The sequence below is a fragment of the Rhodobacteraceae bacterium M382 genome (assembly GCA_025141015.1).
Lineage (GTDB): Bacteria > Pseudomonadota > Alphaproteobacteria > Rhodobacterales > Rhodobacteraceae > Aliisedimentitalea > Aliisedimentitalea scapharcae.
Genome location: CP081098.1, coordinates 2335434 through 2353395, shown reverse-complemented (window position 1 = coordinate 2353395; position 17962 = coordinate 2335434). Strand labels below are relative to the sequence as shown.

Annotated in this window: 17 protein-coding genes; 8 read left to right on the top strand and 9 right to left on the bottom strand. The window is 57.0% G+C overall.

What is annotated here, in order from left to right; all coding sequences use genetic code 11:
* Window positions 1-26 precede the first annotated feature (26 nt).
* The 5 genes from K3727_11000 to K3727_10980 all read right to left on the bottom strand — a co-directional run bounded on the left by K3727_11000 (window position 27) and on the right by K3727_10980 (window position 4529).
* Window positions 27-1028, bottom strand: a complete 1002-nt coding sequence (locus K3727_11000; GenBank protein ID UWQ89361.1) for a substrate-binding domain-containing protein — start codon at window positions 1026-1028, stop codon at window positions 27-29.
* 268 nt (window positions 1029-1296) lie between these two features.
* On the bottom strand, window positions 1297-2343 hold the full coding sequence (locus K3727_10995; protein ID UWQ89360.1) for a PAS domain-containing protein: 1047 nt from the start codon (window positions 2341-2343) through the stop codon (window positions 1297-1299).
* Between the two features lie 111 nt (window positions 2344-2454).
* On the bottom strand, window positions 2455-2982 hold the full coding sequence (locus K3727_10990) for a gamma carbonic anhydrase family protein (GenBank protein ID UWQ89359.1): 528 nt from the start codon (window positions 2980-2982) through the stop codon (window positions 2455-2457).
* On the bottom strand, window positions 2979-3620 hold the full coding sequence (gene gmk, locus K3727_10985) for a guanylate kinase (GenBank protein ID UWQ89358.1): 642 nt from the start codon (window positions 3618-3620) through the stop codon (window positions 2979-2981). Before gmk ends, K3727_10990 begins: the two co-directional genes overlap by 4 nt.
* Before the next feature lie 27 nt (window positions 3621-3647).
* Window positions 3648-4529, bottom strand: coding sequence for a YicC family protein (locus K3727_10980; protein UWQ93347.1), 882 nt, complete (start codon window positions 4527-4529; stop codon window positions 3648-3650).
* A gap of 278 nt (window positions 4530-4807) precedes the next feature.
* Here K3727_10980 and K3727_10975 point away from each other — a divergent pair, with 278 nt between their 5' ends.
* On the top strand, window positions 4808-5503 hold the full coding sequence (locus K3727_10975) for a PAS domain-containing protein (protein ID UWQ89357.1): 696 nt from the start codon (window positions 4808-4810) through the stop codon (window positions 5501-5503).
* A gap of 236 nt (window positions 5504-5739) precedes the next feature.
* Here K3727_10975 and K3727_10970 read toward each other — a convergent pair whose 3' ends face one another.
* The gene (locus K3727_10970; GenBank protein UWQ89356.1) at window positions 5740-7110 is read right to left on the bottom strand and encodes a 3-deoxy-7-phosphoheptulonate synthase class II; all 1371 of its coding nucleotides are present in this window, start codon (window positions 7108-7110) and stop codon (window positions 5740-5742) included.
* Between the two features lie 186 nt (window positions 7111-7296).
* Here K3727_10970 and K3727_10965 point away from each other — a divergent pair, with 186 nt between their 5' ends.
* Window positions 7297-8301, top strand: coding sequence for a GlxA family transcriptional regulator (locus tag K3727_10965; protein UWQ89355.1), 1005 nt, complete (start codon window positions 7297-7299; stop codon window positions 8299-8301).
* 21 nt (window positions 8302-8322) lie between these two features.
* On the opposite strand, the gene K3727_10960 is transcribed toward K3727_10965, so the two are convergent.
* Both K3727_10960 and K3727_10955 read right to left on the bottom strand, forming a co-directional pair.
* Complete coding sequence (locus tag K3727_10960; protein UWQ89354.1) at window positions 8323-8733, bottom strand: hypothetical protein; 411 nt, start codon at window positions 8731-8733, stop codon at window positions 8323-8325.
* A gap of 30 nt (window positions 8734-8763) precedes the next feature.
* Window positions 8764-9885, bottom strand: coding sequence for a PQQ-dependent sugar dehydrogenase (locus K3727_10955; GenBank protein ID UWQ89353.1), 1122 nt, complete (start codon window positions 9883-9885; stop codon window positions 8764-8766).
* Between the two features lie 170 nt (window positions 9886-10055).
* Here K3727_10955 and K3727_10950 point away from each other — a divergent pair, with 170 nt between their 5' ends.
* From K3727_10950 to K3727_10930, 5 genes are all read left to right on the top strand, one after another.
* Complete coding sequence (locus K3727_10950) at window positions 10056-11252, top strand: ABC transporter substrate-binding protein (GenBank protein ID UWQ89352.1); 1197 nt, start codon at window positions 10056-10058, stop codon at window positions 11250-11252.
* A 97-nt stretch (window positions 11253-11349) separates the two neighbouring features.
* Window positions 11350-12135 carry an ABC transporter ATP-binding protein gene (locus tag K3727_10945; GenBank protein UWQ89351.1) on the top strand — a complete coding sequence of 262 codons (786 nt, stop codon included), beginning with the start codon at window positions 11350-11352 and terminating at the stop codon, window positions 12133-12135.
* Complete coding sequence (locus K3727_10940; protein ID UWQ93346.1) at window positions 12135-12848, top strand: ABC transporter ATP-binding protein; 714 nt, start codon at window positions 12135-12137, stop codon at window positions 12846-12848. The genes K3727_10945 and K3727_10940 overlap by 1 nt, the downstream gene beginning before the upstream one ends.
* Before the next feature lie 3 nt (window positions 12849-12851).
* Window positions 12852-13862 (top strand): branched-chain amino acid ABC transporter permease, encoded by a 1011-nt coding sequence (locus K3727_10935; protein UWQ89350.1) that lies wholly within the window; start codon window positions 12852-12854, stop codon window positions 13860-13862.
* Window positions 13859-15163 (top strand): branched-chain amino acid ABC transporter permease, encoded by a 1305-nt coding sequence (locus tag K3727_10930; GenBank protein ID UWQ89349.1) that lies wholly within the window; start codon window positions 13859-13861, stop codon window positions 15161-15163. Before K3727_10935 ends, K3727_10930 begins: the two co-directional genes overlap by 4 nt.
* A 93-nt stretch (window positions 15164-15256) precedes the next feature.
* Here K3727_10930 and K3727_10925 read toward each other — a convergent pair whose 3' ends face one another.
* A complete protein-coding gene (locus K3727_10925) occupies window positions 15257-16807 on the bottom strand; it encodes a DUF853 domain-containing protein (GenBank protein UWQ89348.1) in 1551 nt (516 codons plus the stop codon).
* 513 nt (window positions 16808-17320) lie between these two features.
* Here K3727_10925 and K3727_10920 point away from each other — a divergent pair.
* Window positions 17321-17920, top strand: coding sequence for an invasion associated locus B family protein (locus tag K3727_10920; protein UWQ89347.1), 600 nt, complete (start codon window positions 17321-17323; stop codon window positions 17918-17920).
* Window positions 17921-17962: the final 42 nt, after the last annotated feature.

The following is a 17962-nucleotide window of genomic DNA, read 5'->3' as shown; positions in this document are numbered from 1 at the left end:
TGGCCCCCTGCCCGATTACGAGCGGATCAGTTCCACTCGTTACCGGTCATTTTGGTCAGACCTTCGACTGCGGCCTGGACGGCTTTATGCGCGTCGGTCGGCAGCGGGATCAGGCCTTTGTCAACGGTGTACCCTTCTTCGCCGGTGGCACCATCCGACATGAATTCAACAGCGAATTCCTGGATGCCCGGAACGACGCCCACATGGGCTTGCTTGATGTAGAAGTACATCGAACGCGACACTGGGTAATCACCCGAAGCGATGTTCTCAAATGTCGGCTCGACACCATCCACATACGACCCTTTGATCGCATCGGCGTTCTGGTCCAGGAAGGAGAACCCAAAGACGCCCAGTGCATTGGGGTTGGCTTCCAGCTTGGACACGATCAGGTTGTCGTTTTCGCCTGCTTCGACGTAGACACCGTCTTCGCGAATGTGGCTGCCGTCACCCTTGCAGTATTTTTTGTCGCCTTTTTCCAGCGATTTACAGGCTTTCTGCATCACCAGCTCTTCGAATGCGTCACGGGTACCCGACGACGGCGGGGGGCCCAGAACTTCGATGTCGATCGCGGGCAGCGAAGGGTCAACTTCGTCCCAGGTGGTGGGCAGCGGGCCGGCTGCGGCCAGGGCGGTCCACAGCTGAGCGCGGGTCACAGAAAAATCTTGGCCGGATTTGGCGTTGGCAACAACGATGCCATCATAGCCGATTTTGACTTCGGTGATTTCAGTCACACCATTTTCGGCGCACAGCTTGAATTCCTTGGACTTCATGCGGCGCGAGGCATTGGTCAGGTCCGGGTGCTCGGTGCCGACGCCGGCGCAGAACAGCTTCATGCCACCGCCAGATCCAGTTGATTCAACAACCGGAGTTTTGAAATCGGTGGTGCGGCCGAATTGTTCCGCTACAGCTGTCGAGAACGGAAATACGGTGGACGAACCAACGATCCGGATCTGGTCGCGGGCGGCGGCGGCGGTGGCTGAAATGGCCGCAATGGCCAGCGCGGATGCAGTCAGTTTCACAAAAGACATCTTGGTCTCCTCGGGTGCGTGTCGCAATGATCATCCCCTTGATGATCCTGGCGTCAGCTCTAGGGGCGTCTGATTGCGCTTTTGTGACAGCGATGTAACAGCTGTATGACAAAGATCGGATTTTTCGTTCGGGGACGCTTTTTCCGGGTGATTTTGTCATCCCGTCGACAAATTCATTAACGAGTCATTACCGGAACAACGCGCCAGGGACGCGGAAATCGACCTAATGTGACAGCGGATTGTGACAGATATTTGCAGATGTCGCGGATCAACGCGGCAGAACGACCGTAAAGCAGCTGCCCTTGCCCAATTCACTGTCCACTCTCAATCTGCCGCGATGCCGATTGATGATGTGTTTGACAATGGCCAACCCCAACCCGGTGCCCCCCATCTCGCGTGATCGGTGATTGTCGGCGCGGTAAAACCGCTGGGTCAGGCGTGGCAAATGCACCGGGTCTATGCCGGGGCCGTCATCCATGATCTGAACGTAAACTGCGGCGGCGCGCACCGAAACATCCCGGTCGACCAATGTCAGCCGAATGGTCACAGTTCCTTTGGGTTTGCCGTATTTGATCGCGTTTTCAATCAAGTTGGTGAAAACCTGGCGCAACTGATCCGTATCGCCCAGAACTTCGACAGTCTGGTCATGGGGGGCCAGAACCAATGTGGTTGCCACTTTGTCCGCTACTGGCTGCAACGCCGTGAGGATCGACTCCAGCTGCTGGCACAGGTCAACGGTTTCACGCGGACGCACCCGTTCTTCGCTTTCAACCCGGTTGAGCGACAACAGATCCCCCACCAGGCGATTCATCCGTTGGGCTTCGCCGTCCATGATCTCAAGAAACCGGTCCCGTGCACCCGCGTCATTGCGGGCTGGTCCGCGCAGGGTTTCGATAAACCCCATCAACGCGGTCAGTGGCGTGCGCAATTCATGGCTGACATTGGCGACAAAATCTCGGCGCATCTGGCTGGCCTGTTCCAGTTCCGAGACATCGCGAAAGGTGATCAAAACCACTCCGCCCTGTGGGATCTGCGGGCCAGAAATATGGCGACAGGTCACATCAAAGGTGGTGTCCTGCGCCCCATCATTGCCCAGATGCCGGGTGGTTTGTGGCGTCCGATCGGCCAGACAGGTCTCGATTGCTTCGATCACCGGAGGTTGGCGCAGCAAAGTGGCAAAATGACGCCCGACCAACGACGCTCCGAATACGGTCCGAGCTTCGGCATTTGCCCCCAGGAACCGTTCTTCTTGCCCGACCAGCACTGCCGGCAGTGGAATCGCGTCCACCAATTGCGCAAAAAACAGTTCCGACATCGGGTCTCCCTTTCGGTGAACAGGCATGTACCCCCTCTCGTGTCAGAAGTTTGTAACCGATATATGGCAGTTATTGCGCCCAGGGTATCCCAAACGGAAACCCCGTCACACTTAGTCCTGGACCGGCGTCATTTCATCCCGGAACCGGCGCATGTTTTCCTGATAATGCAACGCGCTCATGGTCAGACGACGGGCATGTTCATCGGTGATTTCACGCACCACCTTGCCCGGTGCCCCCATAACCAGGGAATTATCCGGGATTTCCTTGTTTTCGGTCACCAGCGCCCCGGCGCCGATCAGGCAATTCTTGCCGATCTTGGCCCCGTTCAAAATGGTCGCCCCCATACCGATCAACGTATTGTCCCCGATGGTACAACCGTGCAGCATCACCTTGTGGCCGATGGTGCAATTTTTGCCGATTGTCAGCGGGAAACCCGCGTCGATATGCATGACACAGTTTTCCTGTACGTTGGAACCGGCACCGACCCGGATCTCTTCATGATCCGCGCGGATCGTGGTGCCAAACCAGACACTGGCCCCCTCCTCCAGAACCACTTTGCCGATCAGGTTTACGTCCGGTGCCACCCAGGTGTCGGAATGGATCTGTGGTTTGTGCGCTCCAAGGGCATAGATGGTCATGACTGTTCCTCGAATTGTGTTTGAAGGGTGCGAACGTGATCTTGCAGGCGGGGCTGTTGAATCCGGCGCATGCGTTCGGCCTGGACAATGGTTTTCAGGCGTTCTTCGGTTTCGTCCAGATCATCATTGACCAGCACATAATCGTAATAGCCCCAATGGCTGATTTCATCCCAGCTTTTGAGCATCCGTTTCGAAATCACGTCATCGCTGTCCTGTGCGCGGGTTTCCAGTCGGCGGCGCAATTCAGTGATCGACGGCGGCAGGATAAAAATCGACAAAGCGTGTTTACCCAGATCTGAATTGCGGATCTGAATTTCCCCCTGCCAATCAACGTCGAACAGCACATCCTGACCGGATTCAATGGTATCTTTGACCGGTCCCGCAGGCGAGCCGTAGAAATTGCCAAACACATGGGCATGTTCCAGCATATTGCCTTCGGCGACCTGCTGTTTGAATTCATCTTCTGACAGGAAAAAATACTCTCGCCCGTGCTCCTCGCCCGGCCTGGGTTGCCGGGTCGTGGCGGAGACCGAAAACTTGAGCCCTGTGTCCCAGGCCATCAGCCGGCGTGCCAGGGTGGATTTGCCCGCACCCGAAGGCGAGCTGAGAATGATCAGAAGACCGCGTCGATCTGCCATTGTATTTCTCCTAATGATACTGCGGGTTTATTCGACGTTCTGAACCTGTTCGCGCATCTGGTCGATAACTGCCTTAAGCTCCAGCCCCACGGCCGTCAGTCCGCTGTTTTGTGATTTGGAACACAGGGTATTGGCCTCGCGGTTGAACTCCTGCATCAAGAAGTCAAGCTTGCGGCCCACCGGTCCACCGGTCTCCAACAGGGTCCGGGCCGCCGCGACATGGGCGCTCAACCGGTCCAGTTCTTCGGTGACATCGGCTTTGACTGCGATCAGCGCCAACTCTTGGGCGACCCGGTCCGGGTCAGCCCCGTCCGTGTTGTCCAGAACACGCGACAGGTTTGACTTCAGTGTTTCGGCGGCCTGCGCGCGACGGGATTCAGCCAAAAGCCCCGCCTGTTCCGTCAGGGTTTCAATCGTGCGCAGCTGAGTTTGCATCACCTGTTCCAATGCGGCCCCCTCATCGGCGCGCATCTGTACAAACGCCGCAACCAGCGCGCCAAAGTCTTGCTTGAGACGGGCAACCAACGGTGTGTGATCCAAATCGGCAGCAGCGATTTCCATCACCCCCCGCAAGGCCAAAAGATCCGTTCCCCGGGACGGTGCCAATGTCACGCCGGTTTGCGCCGCACGCGCCTCGACGCTTGCCAATGCTGCCAACACCCCGTCCAATGTCGCCCGGTTCACCGACAACTGACCGCCATTATCGTCGGTCCGTACCAGCCGCAGGGACAGCGTGATATTGCCCCGGGTTACCGATTTTGACAGCTCAGCACGCAAAGCCGTCTCCAATCCGTCCAACCAATCGGGGACGCGCAGACGAACATCCAATCCCTTGGCGTTGACACTGCGCAGCTCCCAGCTCCAGGCAAACGGGGCGAGATCACCCTTGCCCGATGCAAAACCGGTCATCGACTTCAAAAGCTGCGGGTCAGCCATGTTTCAGGTCTCCTGTCGCATGTTAACGGGGTTGCGCGCACCTAATGCCATCGGGCCACTCAGGGCAACCCCTAGGCAAGGAACTGCCACCCGATCCCATGTTAACCAACTGTTAAGGAATTGGTACAAAGTTGAGACAACTCGTGACACATTAACAGTTGGGTAACCTTTATGAAGCTAGTCCTAAATGGCGGGTCAACGCACATCGGGCGGACTTCAACAAAAGGTGGGGCGTGTAAAGGAAGACTGTCATGTTGTTTGGTTCGCGATTTCGCTCTGGCTTGGTGTCGGAAAAAGGGAAGGTAGTCGCCATGGACCGGTTCCGGAATAGCCAGAGCTTGTCCCCGGTGCGTCAGGCCGAGGCCTATTGGACCGCGTTGCGGGGTGACGGTAATATTCCGCGACGCTCGCAAATTGACCCGCGTGGGATCGAAAACCTTTTGGAATATGCCTTTATTCTGGAACGGATCGCCCCCGGGATAGCCCGGTTCCGTCTTGCTGGACATCATCTGACCGAATTGGCCGGGATGGAAGTCCGCGGGATGCCATTGACCAGCTTCTTTGGAGTCGAAGGGCGCAAGGCCGTCAGTGCCGCGACCGAAAAAATGTTCGATGCGCCTGCTGTTGTCCAATTGAACCTGATCAGCGAACCCCGGTTAGGCCGCAGCCCTGTCGTGGGGCATCTGCTGATGCTGCCGCTGCGCAGCGATCTGGGGGACGTCACCCGCGCGTTGGGGGTTCTGGTGACCCAGGGCAAACCCGGTTCCGGACAATGCAGGTTCAATGTCGATCATACAGAAATCCGCCATGTCCACGGTTTGGGGCACACCCCTGAAGGTCAGCAAGACGCCCGGATGTCTGACCAATCGGTGACAGAATTTGCCGAAGATCAGTCCGAATATGATCCCCGTGGATCACATTTGCGTCTGGTGGTTTCCCGCGACTGATATCATTTGTTCGGTTTTTGACAGGACATGCCCGACAGACGTGGCGGTTTGCCGGGTTCTGACACGCAGTCCAGAAGGGCCGCCCCCGAATGACCTCCGGGATACGCGCGCGTGTCACCCGACGCTCCAAAGTTCGCCAAAGGCGAATACGCTCGCACCAATGACACTCCCCCAAAAGGAAAAGCGCCCCAGGTTTACCCGGAGCGCTCTTTTACTGTGCGGACATTCGGTTTTGATCAACCGGCCTGACGTTCCTTGCGGGCTGCGCGCAGATCCGACAATTCCTCGGCGACCAAAAAGGCCAGTTCCAGCGATTGCGATGCATTCAAACGCGGGTCGCACGCAGTATGGTAGCGATCCGACAGGTCCTCGTCGGTAACTGCACGCACGCCGCCGGTGCATTCGGTCACGTCCTGACCGGTCATCTCGAAATGCACGCCCCCCGGAATGGTGCCTTCGGCCTTGTGCACGGCAAAGAAGTCGCGCACTTCGCGCAGCACACTGTCAAAGGGTCGGGTTTTATACCCGCTGGAGGATTTGATGGTGTTGCCGTGCATCGGATCACAAACCCAGGTCACCTTGGCGCCTTCTTCGCGCACCGCCTGGATCAGACGGGGCAGATGCTCTGCCACCTTGCCCGCGCCAAAACGTGCGATCAGGGTCAGACGCCCTTCTTCGTTCCCAGGGTTCAGTTTGTTCATCAGAACCTTGAGGTCATCAGCCGTGGTCGTCGGGCCGCATTTCAAACCAATCGGGTTCAGAACGCCGCTGCAGAATTCGACATGGGCTCCATCGGGCTGACGCGTGCGATCACCGATCCAGATCATGTGACCGGACCCGGCCAGCCAGTTTCCGGAGGTCGAATCAAGACGGGTCAACGCCTCTTCGTACTCCAACAACAGGCTTTCGTGGCTGGTGTAGAATTTCACCGTCGAGAATTCATGCGTGGTATCGGCAGTGATACCTGCCGCCGACATGAAATCAATCGTGTCCTGAATGCGGTCGGCCACTTCCGAGTATTTCTGTTCGTCCTGTGCATTGGTGAATCCCAATGTCCAGGAATGCACGCGGCTCATGTCCGCGAAGCCGCCTGTGGAAAAGGCGCGCAACAGGTTCAGGGTTGCGGCGGCCTGAGTATAGGCGTGCAGCATCTTTTTGGGATCCGGGATCCGCGCTTCGGGAGTGAAGGCCAGTTCGTTGATGATATCCCCCCGGTAGCTGGGCAATTCCACCCCATCAATCACTTCGGTCGGGGCACTGCGCGGTTTGGCAAACTGGCCTGCCATCCGGCCGACTTTGACGACCGGAACCTTGGCACCATAGGTCAGCACCATGGCCATCTGAAGCATCACCTGGAAGGTATCCCGGATTGCATCTGCGCTGAACTGATCAAAGCTTTCTGCACAGTCTCCGCCCTGCAACAAGAACGCTTCGCCACGCCCGGCTGCGCCCAACTGTTGTTTCAGGCTCCGCGCTTCGCCGGCAAAGACCAACGGGGGATACTGAGACAGCTGACCTTCTACAGCCGCGAGGGCGTCTGCGTCGGTATAATCTGGCATTTGAACCCGCGGTTTCGCGCGCCAGTTCGATTTTTGCCACTCAGTCATTGCTTTAATCTCCGATAGGGTCTTTGAAGACTTGGGGTTAGAGTGGTCTCTATACAAAAGACAGGTCAGACTGACCAGTTAAGAAATGTCCGCACTTGACGTTGCGTTGAACCTCTGAACATGGTGCAATTCTGTCGCGCGTCCAATAGGCGACGGCACGTGTCGCAAATGAAGGATCCCTGCGTCATGAAAGAACAGTTTCTGCCAGTGGAAGTCAGCGGCGAAACAGATCGCGTCAAGCGGTTTGTTTTTGTGCTGATGGAGAATTTTACCATGCTGTCGTTCGCGTCGGCCGTGGAATGTTTGCGCATTGCCAATCGGATGTCTGGCAAAACCCTGTACAATTGGACCCTGATTGGCGAAGGCGGTGAATCGGTGACCTGTTCTGCCGGCGCATCGTTCAATCTGGATGGCGATCTGGGCGAACTGCAACGCGATGACACATTGATCATCTGTGGCGGCATTCAGGTCCAGAAGGCCACAACCAAGAAGATTTTGGGCTGGATCCGCCGCGAAGCCCGCAAAGGCGTGTTGATCGGGGGCCTGTGCACGGCCGCCTTTACCTTGGCCAAGGCCGGATTGCTGGACGGCAAACGCGCGACGATCCATTGGGAAAACGCAGACAGCTTTGCCGAGGAATTCGACGATGTCGAGTTGACCAAAGGGGTCTTTGTCATCGACGGCAACCGAATGACCACTGCCGGGGGAACATCCTCAATCGACATGATGTTGAAACTGTTGGCCAATGATCATGGCGAAGATCTGGCCAATGCGGTTGCCGATCAGTTGATCTATTCTTCGATCCGGACGGATCAGGACACTCAGCGTCTGTCTGTCCCCACCCGCATCGGGGTGCGGCATCCAAAATTGTCTCTGGTCATCCAGATGATGGAAAACAATATCGAAGAACCGATCAGCCCTTCAATTCTGGCCAAGGACGTTGGCATGTCGACCCGGCAGCTGGAACGTCTGTTCCGCCGCTATCTGAACCGCAGCCCGAAACGGTACTATATGGAATTGCGTTTGCAAAAGGCGCGCAACCTGTTGATGCAAACCGACATGAGCGTGATCAATGTGGCGCTGGCCTGTGGGTTTGCGTCGCCATCGCATTTTTCCAAATGCTATCGTGCGCATTACGACACCACCCCCTATCGGGAACGTGGCTCACATGCGACGCGGCTCTCAATCTGAGAGAGCTGCGAACCGCAACCATCAGAAATTACTAAAAATTCTCTCGAAATCGCTGTTGAATTTGAACTGAACCGCGCGCAGTTCATCCGGCAATTGCTGCAACAGCATGTACACATAGATGTACTGGTACCCCACCCAATAGCCGAGCATTTCCTGCCGCCAGCCATTCGCCAGATCAACCCGATTGATCAGCTGAACCTGCGTGAAATCCTGCTTGTAAAGCGAGAGAACCTGCTCATCCAGACGCTTCAACTCTTCGGGGGTCATCTCGTCCGACCCGCCAAACAACGTCAGAACCGCCGCCATCTGGCGGGATTTGACCAGCGGGTCCAGCTGATGGCGCAATTCCTGATAACTGGCAAAAGACCCGTTTTCGGCCAGTGCCGGACCGGACAACACCATCACAACCAACGCGAAAACATAACGCACCATCGTGCACCCCCTACCAAGAATACGTGTACACTAGGGGCCGGGAGCGATCCTGTAAATCGCGCCATTGCCAACAGAGATGAACCAGATCGACCCGTCCGGAGCTTCGCGGATGTCGCGCACCCGTTCGGTTTCGCGGGACACCAGTTGTTCACGCTCACGCAACCGGCTCCCGGCCAAACGCGCGATATAGTCGAATTTCAGGCTGCCGACAAACATGTGACCACGCCACTGTGGCCACAACCTCCCCGAATAGATCATCATCCCGGATGGTGCGATCGAAGGATCCCAATAAAAATCAGGTTGTTGCAAACCCGTCTTATGCGTGCCTTCTCCGATCTTGCCGCCGGAATAATGACGCCCATAGGCGATAACGGGCCAGCCATAATTTGCGCCTTTGTGGATCCGGTTCACTTCATCCCCGCCCCGGGCACCATGTTCCACAGCCCAAAGGGAGCCATCGCTGGACAAGGCCATCCCCTGCGGATTTCTGTGCCCATACGACCAGATTTCGGGCCGCGCAGCGGCGGTGTTCACAAAGGGGTTGCTGTCAGGAATCGAACCGTCACGGTTGATGCGGATGATGGACCCTTGCTGTCGCGACAGATCCTGAGCGCTGGGCGGTTGGCCCCGATCTCCGATCGTCACAAACAGGGTTCCGTCCGGGGCCTCGGCAATCCGGCTGCCAAAGTGTCGACCAGTGCCGGAACTGGGCGCGGCCTCGAATATGATACGGGTTTGGGTCAACCGTGCCCTGGCGGTATCCAGATGCCCCACGACAACTGCCGTCCCGGCACCGCCCTTTTGATGTTTTGAAAAGGTCAGGAATATCTGTCCGCTAGAGGCGAAATCGCGGGGCACCAGAACATCCAGAAGACCGCCCTGCCCTTGGGCTTTTACCCTTGGCACCCCTTTGACTACATTTGATTTTCCCTCCCGAACCAACAGAAGATTTCCGTCCCGTTCGGTGACCAGGTATTCACCGGCAGGCAGGAACCCGACGGCCCAGGGAGTATCCAACCCGGTCAGCATGGCCTCAATCGCAAGCGCCCCTTGGCTGCTGGGCAGCACGCTGGTTTGGGCAACAGGTCGGGATGGCATCGCCCCCCCGGCAATCACCAAGCAAATCAAAAAACCCCTCAAGACGCGATACATTTCAACTTTTCCTTTTTTTCAAATCAGTGTAACAGCCCGCCGCGCCCTGGCAAAAGGGGGGGCATGTTAACCCCGCGAAACCGCGTTGCGGATAAGACTTTTCTTTTTGCAACAGCTTGCCTAGGGTCAAATATGAGCATTCAATGTTCCAACAAACTGGGAGTATTCTTATGAAAAAACTGCTGATGGCCACTGCGGCCGTTGCATTGACAGCGGGTACCGCATTTGCCGGTGGCCACGCCAAAGAAGTCAAACTGGGTATCATTTTTGGCTTTACCGGCCCCATTGAATCACTGACCCCGCCAATGGCTGCGGCCGCCGAACTGGCGATGAAGGAAGTGACCGACAGCGGCCTGTTGCTGGACGCCGCCACAGTCACTCCGATCCGGGCAGATTCGACCTGTGTTGATGCCGCCGCTGCAACCGCTGCTGCCGAGCGTCTGATCACGTCGGACAAGATCGACGGCATTGTCGGCGCGGATTGTTCCGGCGTGACCGGTGCCATTCTGGCAAATGTCGCCGTGCCCAACGGCATGGTCATGATCTCGCCGTCGGCCACATCCCCCGCACTGTCCACTGCCGAAGACAACGGACTTTTCTTCCGCACTGCTCCATCTGACGCGCGTCAGGGTGCCGTGATGACCGAAGTCCTGATGGAAATGGGCATCAAGGAAGTTGCGCTGACATTCACCAACAACGACTACGGAAAAGGCCTGGCCACCAGCTTCGAAGAAGCCTTCAAGGCCGCGGGTGGCACTGTCACGATTACCGCTGCACATGAAGACGGCAAGGCCGACTATTCGGCCGAAGTTGGCGCGCTGGCCGCTGCTGGCGGCGACCGCCTGGTTGTGGCCGGTTATCTGGATCAGGGTGGATCGGGCATCGTTCGTGCTTCGCTGGATTCGGGTGCCTTTGACACGTTCCACTTCCCTGACGGCATGTATGGCGCGCTGCTCGAAGAGAACTTTGGCGATGAAATCGACGGCTCTACCGGACAGGTTCCCGGTACTGACAGCCCCGGTGCCGGCACCATCCGCGAGATGGGCGACGCCAATGGCTTTGACGGCACATCGTCCTTTGTTGCGGAATCCTATGACGCCGCAGCGCTGGTGATGCTGGCCATGCAGGCCGCCAACTCCAAGGATCCAGCCGACTACAAAGGCAAGGTCATGGACGTCGCCAACGCGCCGGGCGAAAAAATCTATCCTGGTGAACTGGCCAAAGCCCTGCAGATCCTCAAGGATGGCGGCGACATCGACTATGTCGGCGGCACGGCTGTGGAACTGATCGGACCCGGCGAAAGCGCTGGCAACTATCGCCAGTACGAAATGAAGGGTGGCAAGATCACCACCGTCAAATACCGCTGATCCTGTCAGCAGGATCATGAACCAGACAGCCCGGACGCAAGTTCCGGGCTGTTTCAATAAATAAGACCGCAAAATAGCGGTTGGGGGATTGTACGAAATGATCGTCGTCGAAGACGTACACAAGCATTTCGGTGGATTTCACGCAGTCGATGGCGCATCGCTGGAAATCACCAAGGGCTCCATAACCGGGTTGATAGGCCCGAACGGTGCTGGAAAAACAACTCTTTTCAACGTGATAGCAGGCGTTCTTCCGCCAACTTCGGGTCGCGTGACCATGGATGGCGAAGACATCACAGGCCTGCCGCCGCACGAATTGTTTCACAAGGGGCTGCTGCGAACGTTCCAGATCGCGCATGAATTCGGCTCGATGAGCTGCCGCGAGAACCTGATGATGGTTCCCGGAGCCCAATCTGGTGAAACCCTGTGGAACACCTGGTTCGGGCGCAAGCGGATCGCGGACGAAGAACGCGCCCTGCGCGCCAAGGCTGACGAGGTTCTGGAGTTCCTGACCATTGAACACCTGTCGGACCACAAGGCCGGTCAGGTGTCCGGTGGTCAGAAGAAGCTGTTGGAACTGGGCCGCACCATGATGGTCGATGCCAAGATCGTGTTTCTGGACGAAGTGGGCGCCGGGGTGAACCGCACCCTGTTGAACACCATCGGTGACGCAATCATCCGGTTGAACCAGGAACGCGGATACACCTTTGTCGTGATCGAACACGACATGGATTTCATTGGTCGCCTGTGCGACCCCGTCATCTGCATGGCCGAGGGTAAGGTGCTCGCCGAAGGTACCTTGGAGGAGATCAAGGCCAACGAACAGGTGATCGAGGCCTATTTGGGCACCGGATTGAAAAACAAAGATCAGTTGGAGGGCGCATGATGTCGGAACCTTTTCTGATCGGCGACACGATGACCGGCGGCTACGGCAAGGGGCCGGATATTTTACATGACTGCACGATTGCAGTGAATCCCGGTGAAATCGCCGTGATTGTCGGGCCCAATGGTGCTGGCAAATCCACCGCGATGAAGGCCGTGTTTGGGATGCTGGATGTGCGCTCGGGCTCGGTTCGGCTGGACGGCGAGGATATCACCAAACTGTCACCGCAGGACCGTGTGGTCAAAGGCATGGGGTTCGTGCCCCAGACCTCGAACATTTTCACCACGATGACTGTCGAAGAGAACCTGGAAATGGGTGCGTTCATCCGCACCGACGATTTTTCTCAGACGATGGAGCAGGTGTACCATCTGTTCCCGATCCTCAAGGAAAAGAGGTATCAGGCGGCGGGGGAGTTGTCCGGTGGGCAACGTCAACAGGTGGCCGTGGGTCGCGCATTGATGACCCAGCCCAAGGTCCTGATGCTGGACGAACCCACCGCGGGTGTGTCCCCTATCGTCATGGACGAATTGTTCGACCGTATTATCGAGGTCAGCCGCACCGGCATCCCGATCTTGATGGTGGAACAAAACGCCCGCCAGGCGCTTGAGATCGCGGACAAGGGATATGTTCTTGTTCAGGGGCGCAATGCCTATACCGGCACCGGGAAAGAGCTGTTGGCTGATCCCGAAGTGCGCAAATCATTCCTGGGGGGCTGAGGCATGGATTTTCTCAACGCCATTGTGGCGCTATCCAACTTTGTTCTGGTCCCCGCGATCGCCTATGGCAGCCAATTGGCTCTGGGCGCGCTGGGGGTCACTCTGATCTATGGCATCCTGAGGTTTTCGAACTTTGCCCATGGTGACACCATGGCATTCGGGTCGATGACGGCGGTGCTGGTCACCTGGTGGCTGCAATCTCTGGGTGTCAGCCTGGGGCCGTTGCCCACCGCATTGCTGGCGCTGCCGGCGGCCATATTGGGCTGTATGCTGCTGGTGTTGTTCACTGACCGTGTGGTGTACAAGTTCTATCGAGAACAAAAGGCAAAACCGGTGATCCTGGTGATTGTGTCGATGGGTGTCATGTTCATCATGAACGGTGTCGTGCGTTTCATTATCGGACCCAATGATCAAAAGTTTTCCGATGGCGAACGGTTCATCATTTCCGCCCGTGAATTCAAGCAACTGACTGGCCTGCGCGAAGGGCTGGCGATCAAGACCACCCAAGGCATCACTGTTGTTGTGGCGATCATTGCCGTTGCGTTGCTGTTCTGGTTCCTGAACCGCACCCGCACCGGGAAATCCATGCGCGCCTATTCGGACAATGAGGATCTGGCACTGCTGTCGGGGATCAACCCGGAGCGCGTGGTGATGTACACCTGGATGATCGTGGCCGCATTGGCGACGGTGGCAGGCGTGCTGTACGGGCTGGATAAATCCTTCAAACCGTTTGTCTATTTCCAACTGCTGCTGCCGATCTTTGCCTCGGCCATCGTTGGGGGGCTGGGCAACCCGCTGGGCGCGATTGCAGGTGGGTTTGTCATCGCCTTTTCCGAAGTGACGATCACCTATGCCTGGAAAAAGGTGTTGAAATACATGATGCCAGAGAGCCTGGAGCCAAATGGATTGGTCCAGTTGCTGAGCACCGATTATAAATTTGCAGTCAGCTTTGTGATCCTGTTGATCGTGCTGCTGTTCCGTCCCACCGGACTGTTCAAGGGGAAATCGGTATGAGCGAACCCATGAAAAATACGTTTCTTTTTGCCCTGGTGGGATGTCTGATCCTTCTGACAGGTTTCATGCAAAGCTGGAACACCGCGCTGCTCATCCTGAACATGGGGCTGATTTCGGCCATCATGGCGATTGGGGTGAACCTGCAATGGGGCTTTGCCGGATTGTTCAACGTCGGCATCATGGGCTTTGTTGCTTTGGGTGGGCTGGCGGCCGTTCTGGTGGCAACGCCACCAACCCCCGGAGCCTGGAGCGCCGGTGGCTATCGTGTGGTATTGGCATTGGTGTTGGGGGCTGCAACCGTCACCACAGCTGTCCTGGTCAACGCGAGATTGCCCAAAGGACGCAACCGAAACCTGATCACCTTGGCCATTCTGGTTGGTGGGTTTTTTCTGTATCGTGGCGTGTTCGATCCCGGTGTTGCCGCGATCGAGGCCATCAACCCCGCGGCCGCCGGCAATATCGGTGGCATCAACCTGCCGATCCTGCTGGCTTGGCCTGTGGGCGGTTTGCTGGCGGCGGGTGCCGCCTGGCTGATCGGTAAGACGGCATTGGGGCTGCGCTCGGACTATCTGGCGATCGCGACACTGGGCATTGCCGAGATCATCATTGCCGTGCTCAAGAACGAGGATTGGCTGGCGCGCGGTGTGAAAAATGTGATTGGCCTGCCCCGCCCCGTTCCCTATGAAATCGACCTGCAAAATGATCCCGGGTTTGTTGAAAACGCTGTCTCGCTGGGTCTGGATCCGGTGACGGCATCGACGCTTTATGTGAAACTGGGATATTCAGTTCTGTTTGCCGTGGTTTTGTTGGTTCTGTTGTGGATGGCACAGATGGCGCTGAAAAGCCCCTGGGGCCGGATGATGCGGGCAATCCGGGACAACGAAGTCGCAGCCGAAGCCATGGGCAAGGATGTGACGCGTCGCCATTTGCAGATCTTTGTTCTTGGGTCTGCGGTTTGTGGCCTGGCCGGTGCGATGATGACCACGCTGGATGGTCAGCTGACACCGGGTACCTATCAGCCGCTGCGCTATACCTTTCTGATCTGGGTGATGGTCATTGTCGGCGGATCCGGCAATAACATGGGCGCGGTTCTGGGCGGCATGCTGATCTGGTTCCTGTGGGTCCAGGTGGAACCCATCGGCCTGTTCCTGATGCAGGTGATCACCTCGGGCATGTCGGAAGGCAATGCGCTGAAGGAGCATCTGATCGACAGCGCAGCCCATATGCGTCTGTTCACCATGGGGATTGTGTTGCTGCTGGTTCTTCGGTTTGCACCGCGTGGATTGATTCCCGAGAAATAATCGCGGCAATGCCGCGATGCCTCCGGCGGAGGTATTGATCACCAGAAAGAAGCGCGGTCCCAGGTTCGGGGCCGCGCTTTTTTGTTCGCCGCGTCAGCGACCTTTGAACAGGGACCCCAGAATACCACGCACGAGACGGCGACCTGTGGTGCCCTTGAGTTCCTTGATCACCGCATGTTTCATCGCGGACCCAAAGGTATCGCTGCTGCGCCGGGACGTTGCCACACGTGCAGACGACCGGCTGACTCTGGCACCCGTGTAGCGCCGCGCCGCGTTGTATTCGCGCTGCAAGGGCGGTTGCTCCTCTGCTGCCTCCTGGATCTGTTCGGCCTCAGTCGCGGCCTGTTGTGCCCGTTTGGCCAGGATTTCATAGGCCGAGGTGCGATCCCTGGGCGTGTCGTATTTGCCGGCCATGTCCGACACAGCCATCATCCGTTTGCGTTCCTCAATGGTGATCGGCCCCAGATGCGAGGATGGCGGGCGGATCAGAGTTCGTTCAACAATTCCGGGTACGCCCTTCTTTTGCAGCATCGAGGTCACCGCCTCGCCGACACCCACCTCGCGTATGGCGTCCTCGGTTTCGAACCTCGGGTTCTCACGATAGGTCTCGGCCGCCAGCTTCAGGTTCTTGCGATCCTTGGCGGTAAACGCACGCAGCGCATGTTGGATCCGATTGCCGAGTTGCCCCAGAATGTCTTCGGGCACGTCCGCCGGGTTCTGGGTGATAAAATAGATCCCGACGCCCTTGGACCGGATCAGACGCGCCACCTGTTCAACCTTGTCAATCAACGCCTTGGGCGCATCGTCAAACAGCAGATGCGCCTCGTCAAAGAAAAACACCAGCTTGGGTTTGTCCGGATCGCCAACTTCGGGCAGTTCTTCGAACAATTCGCTGAGCAACCACAACAGGAAGGTCGCATACAGCCCCGGTGATGACATCAGTTTGTCAGCGGCCAGAATATTGACCATGCCTTTGCCGTGATCGTCGGTGCGCATCAGGTCCGCCAGTTCCAGAGCCGGTTCACCAAATAACTGGGCACCGCCCTGGTTTTCCAGCACCAGCAACCGACGCTGGATCGCCCCGATCGACGCAATCGACACATTGCCATAGCGCAGGTTCAGCTCTGCGCGATTTTCACCGATCCAAACCAGCAGAGCCTGTAGATCCTTGAGATCCAAAAGCGCCAGTCCCTGTTCATCGGCAAGGCGAAAGGCGATATTCAGAATGCCTTCCTGCGCCTCTGTCAGCTCCAGGAGACGCGCCAGCAACAGCGGACCCATTTCGGCGACAGTGGTGCGCACCGGATGCCCCTGATCGCCAAACAGATCCCAGAATGTCACAGGGCACGCATGATACCCGAAATCATCAAACCCGATCGTTGCAGCGCGGTCCATAAAGGGTTGATGCAACTTGTGATCGACCGAGCCCGCCAGCGCCAGTCCTGACAGATCGCCTTTGACGTCTGACAGGATCACCGGCACGCCCGCGTTGGAAAACCCTTCGGCCAGGATCTGCAAGGTTACGGTCTTGCCCGTGCCGGTGGCACCTGCAATCAACCCATGCCGATTCGCATATTTCAACGTCAAACCCTGTTTTTCACCGTATTCAACACCGCCGCCGCCGATAAAGATCTTGCCGTCCATTACTACCGTTTTCCCTCTGAATTCAACGTCCCGCCCTGACCATACAAAGTTAACCTTTGCCTGCGATAGTCATTATTGTTCGCGGGGCAGATCTTCTGTTCCTTCGGACACTTCCTCCCTGTCAGACTGGGCCGTGCCTCTGGGCACGGTCATTTTTTGGGCAAAAAGCGGTGCGCTTTTTGCAGGTTGCCCAATTGTTGGCAGTGATCTTTGTTTATACGGTTGCGCACTAAGCAAAGCCTGACCGACAGGTTTTTTTTCATCAAACCTGTTGACCGTTAGCCTAGCCTTTCGTAACGTCCCCCCAATAACTAAGTCGGCCAGTCCGACGGGGAGAAAAAAATTCCAGAAAAGGGAACCAATCGGGTTCCCTTTTTTGTTGTTTATGGGCCATTTGACCCGCAAGTTTCATACGAGATTTCCCGCCGACACATTACTTAAGTCCCTGACTTCACCTGTGGACCATGGTAGAGCGTCACCAAAGACGGCCCTTTACAGAAAAATGAGGCATTCATGTTCAAATACCTGACTCCGATTTCAATGGCTGCGATGATCGCAATGACCGCACCCCTGGCTGCACAGGAAACCGGGGATACGTCCGCTGACGGTGAAACCCCGTCGGTTCTCGACCTGGGCGAACCGGTCGCAGATGGTCCCCAGCTGGGTGAACGGTACTCCAAGGCGAAACACGGTGACTGGGATTTGGCCTGTATCAAGACAGAGGCCGAAACCGACCCTTGCTCGCTTTTGCAGGTTCTCGTGGACAACAATGGCAACCCGATCGCCGAAATGTCGCTGTTCCGGCTCGAGGACGGTGGTCAGGCCGTGGCCGGGGCAACAGTTGTGGTTCCGCTGGAAACCCTCCTGCCAGCCCAACTGACCATTTCGGTGGATGGTGGTGCTGGCAAGCGGTACAATTACTCGTTCTGCAATCCCATTGGGTGTGTGGCCCAGATCGGGCTGACTGGCGAAGACATTGAGGCCTTCAAGAAAGGCAATGCTGCCAAGATCTCGTTGCGCCCTGCGCCCGCACCGGATCAATTGGTGGAACTGGACCTGTCGCTGAAAGGGTTCACCGCCGGTTTTGACGTCGTCGATATCGTCAAACAGTAACATCAAACATAAACAGGGTTCCCCTGATCGGATAAAACAAGG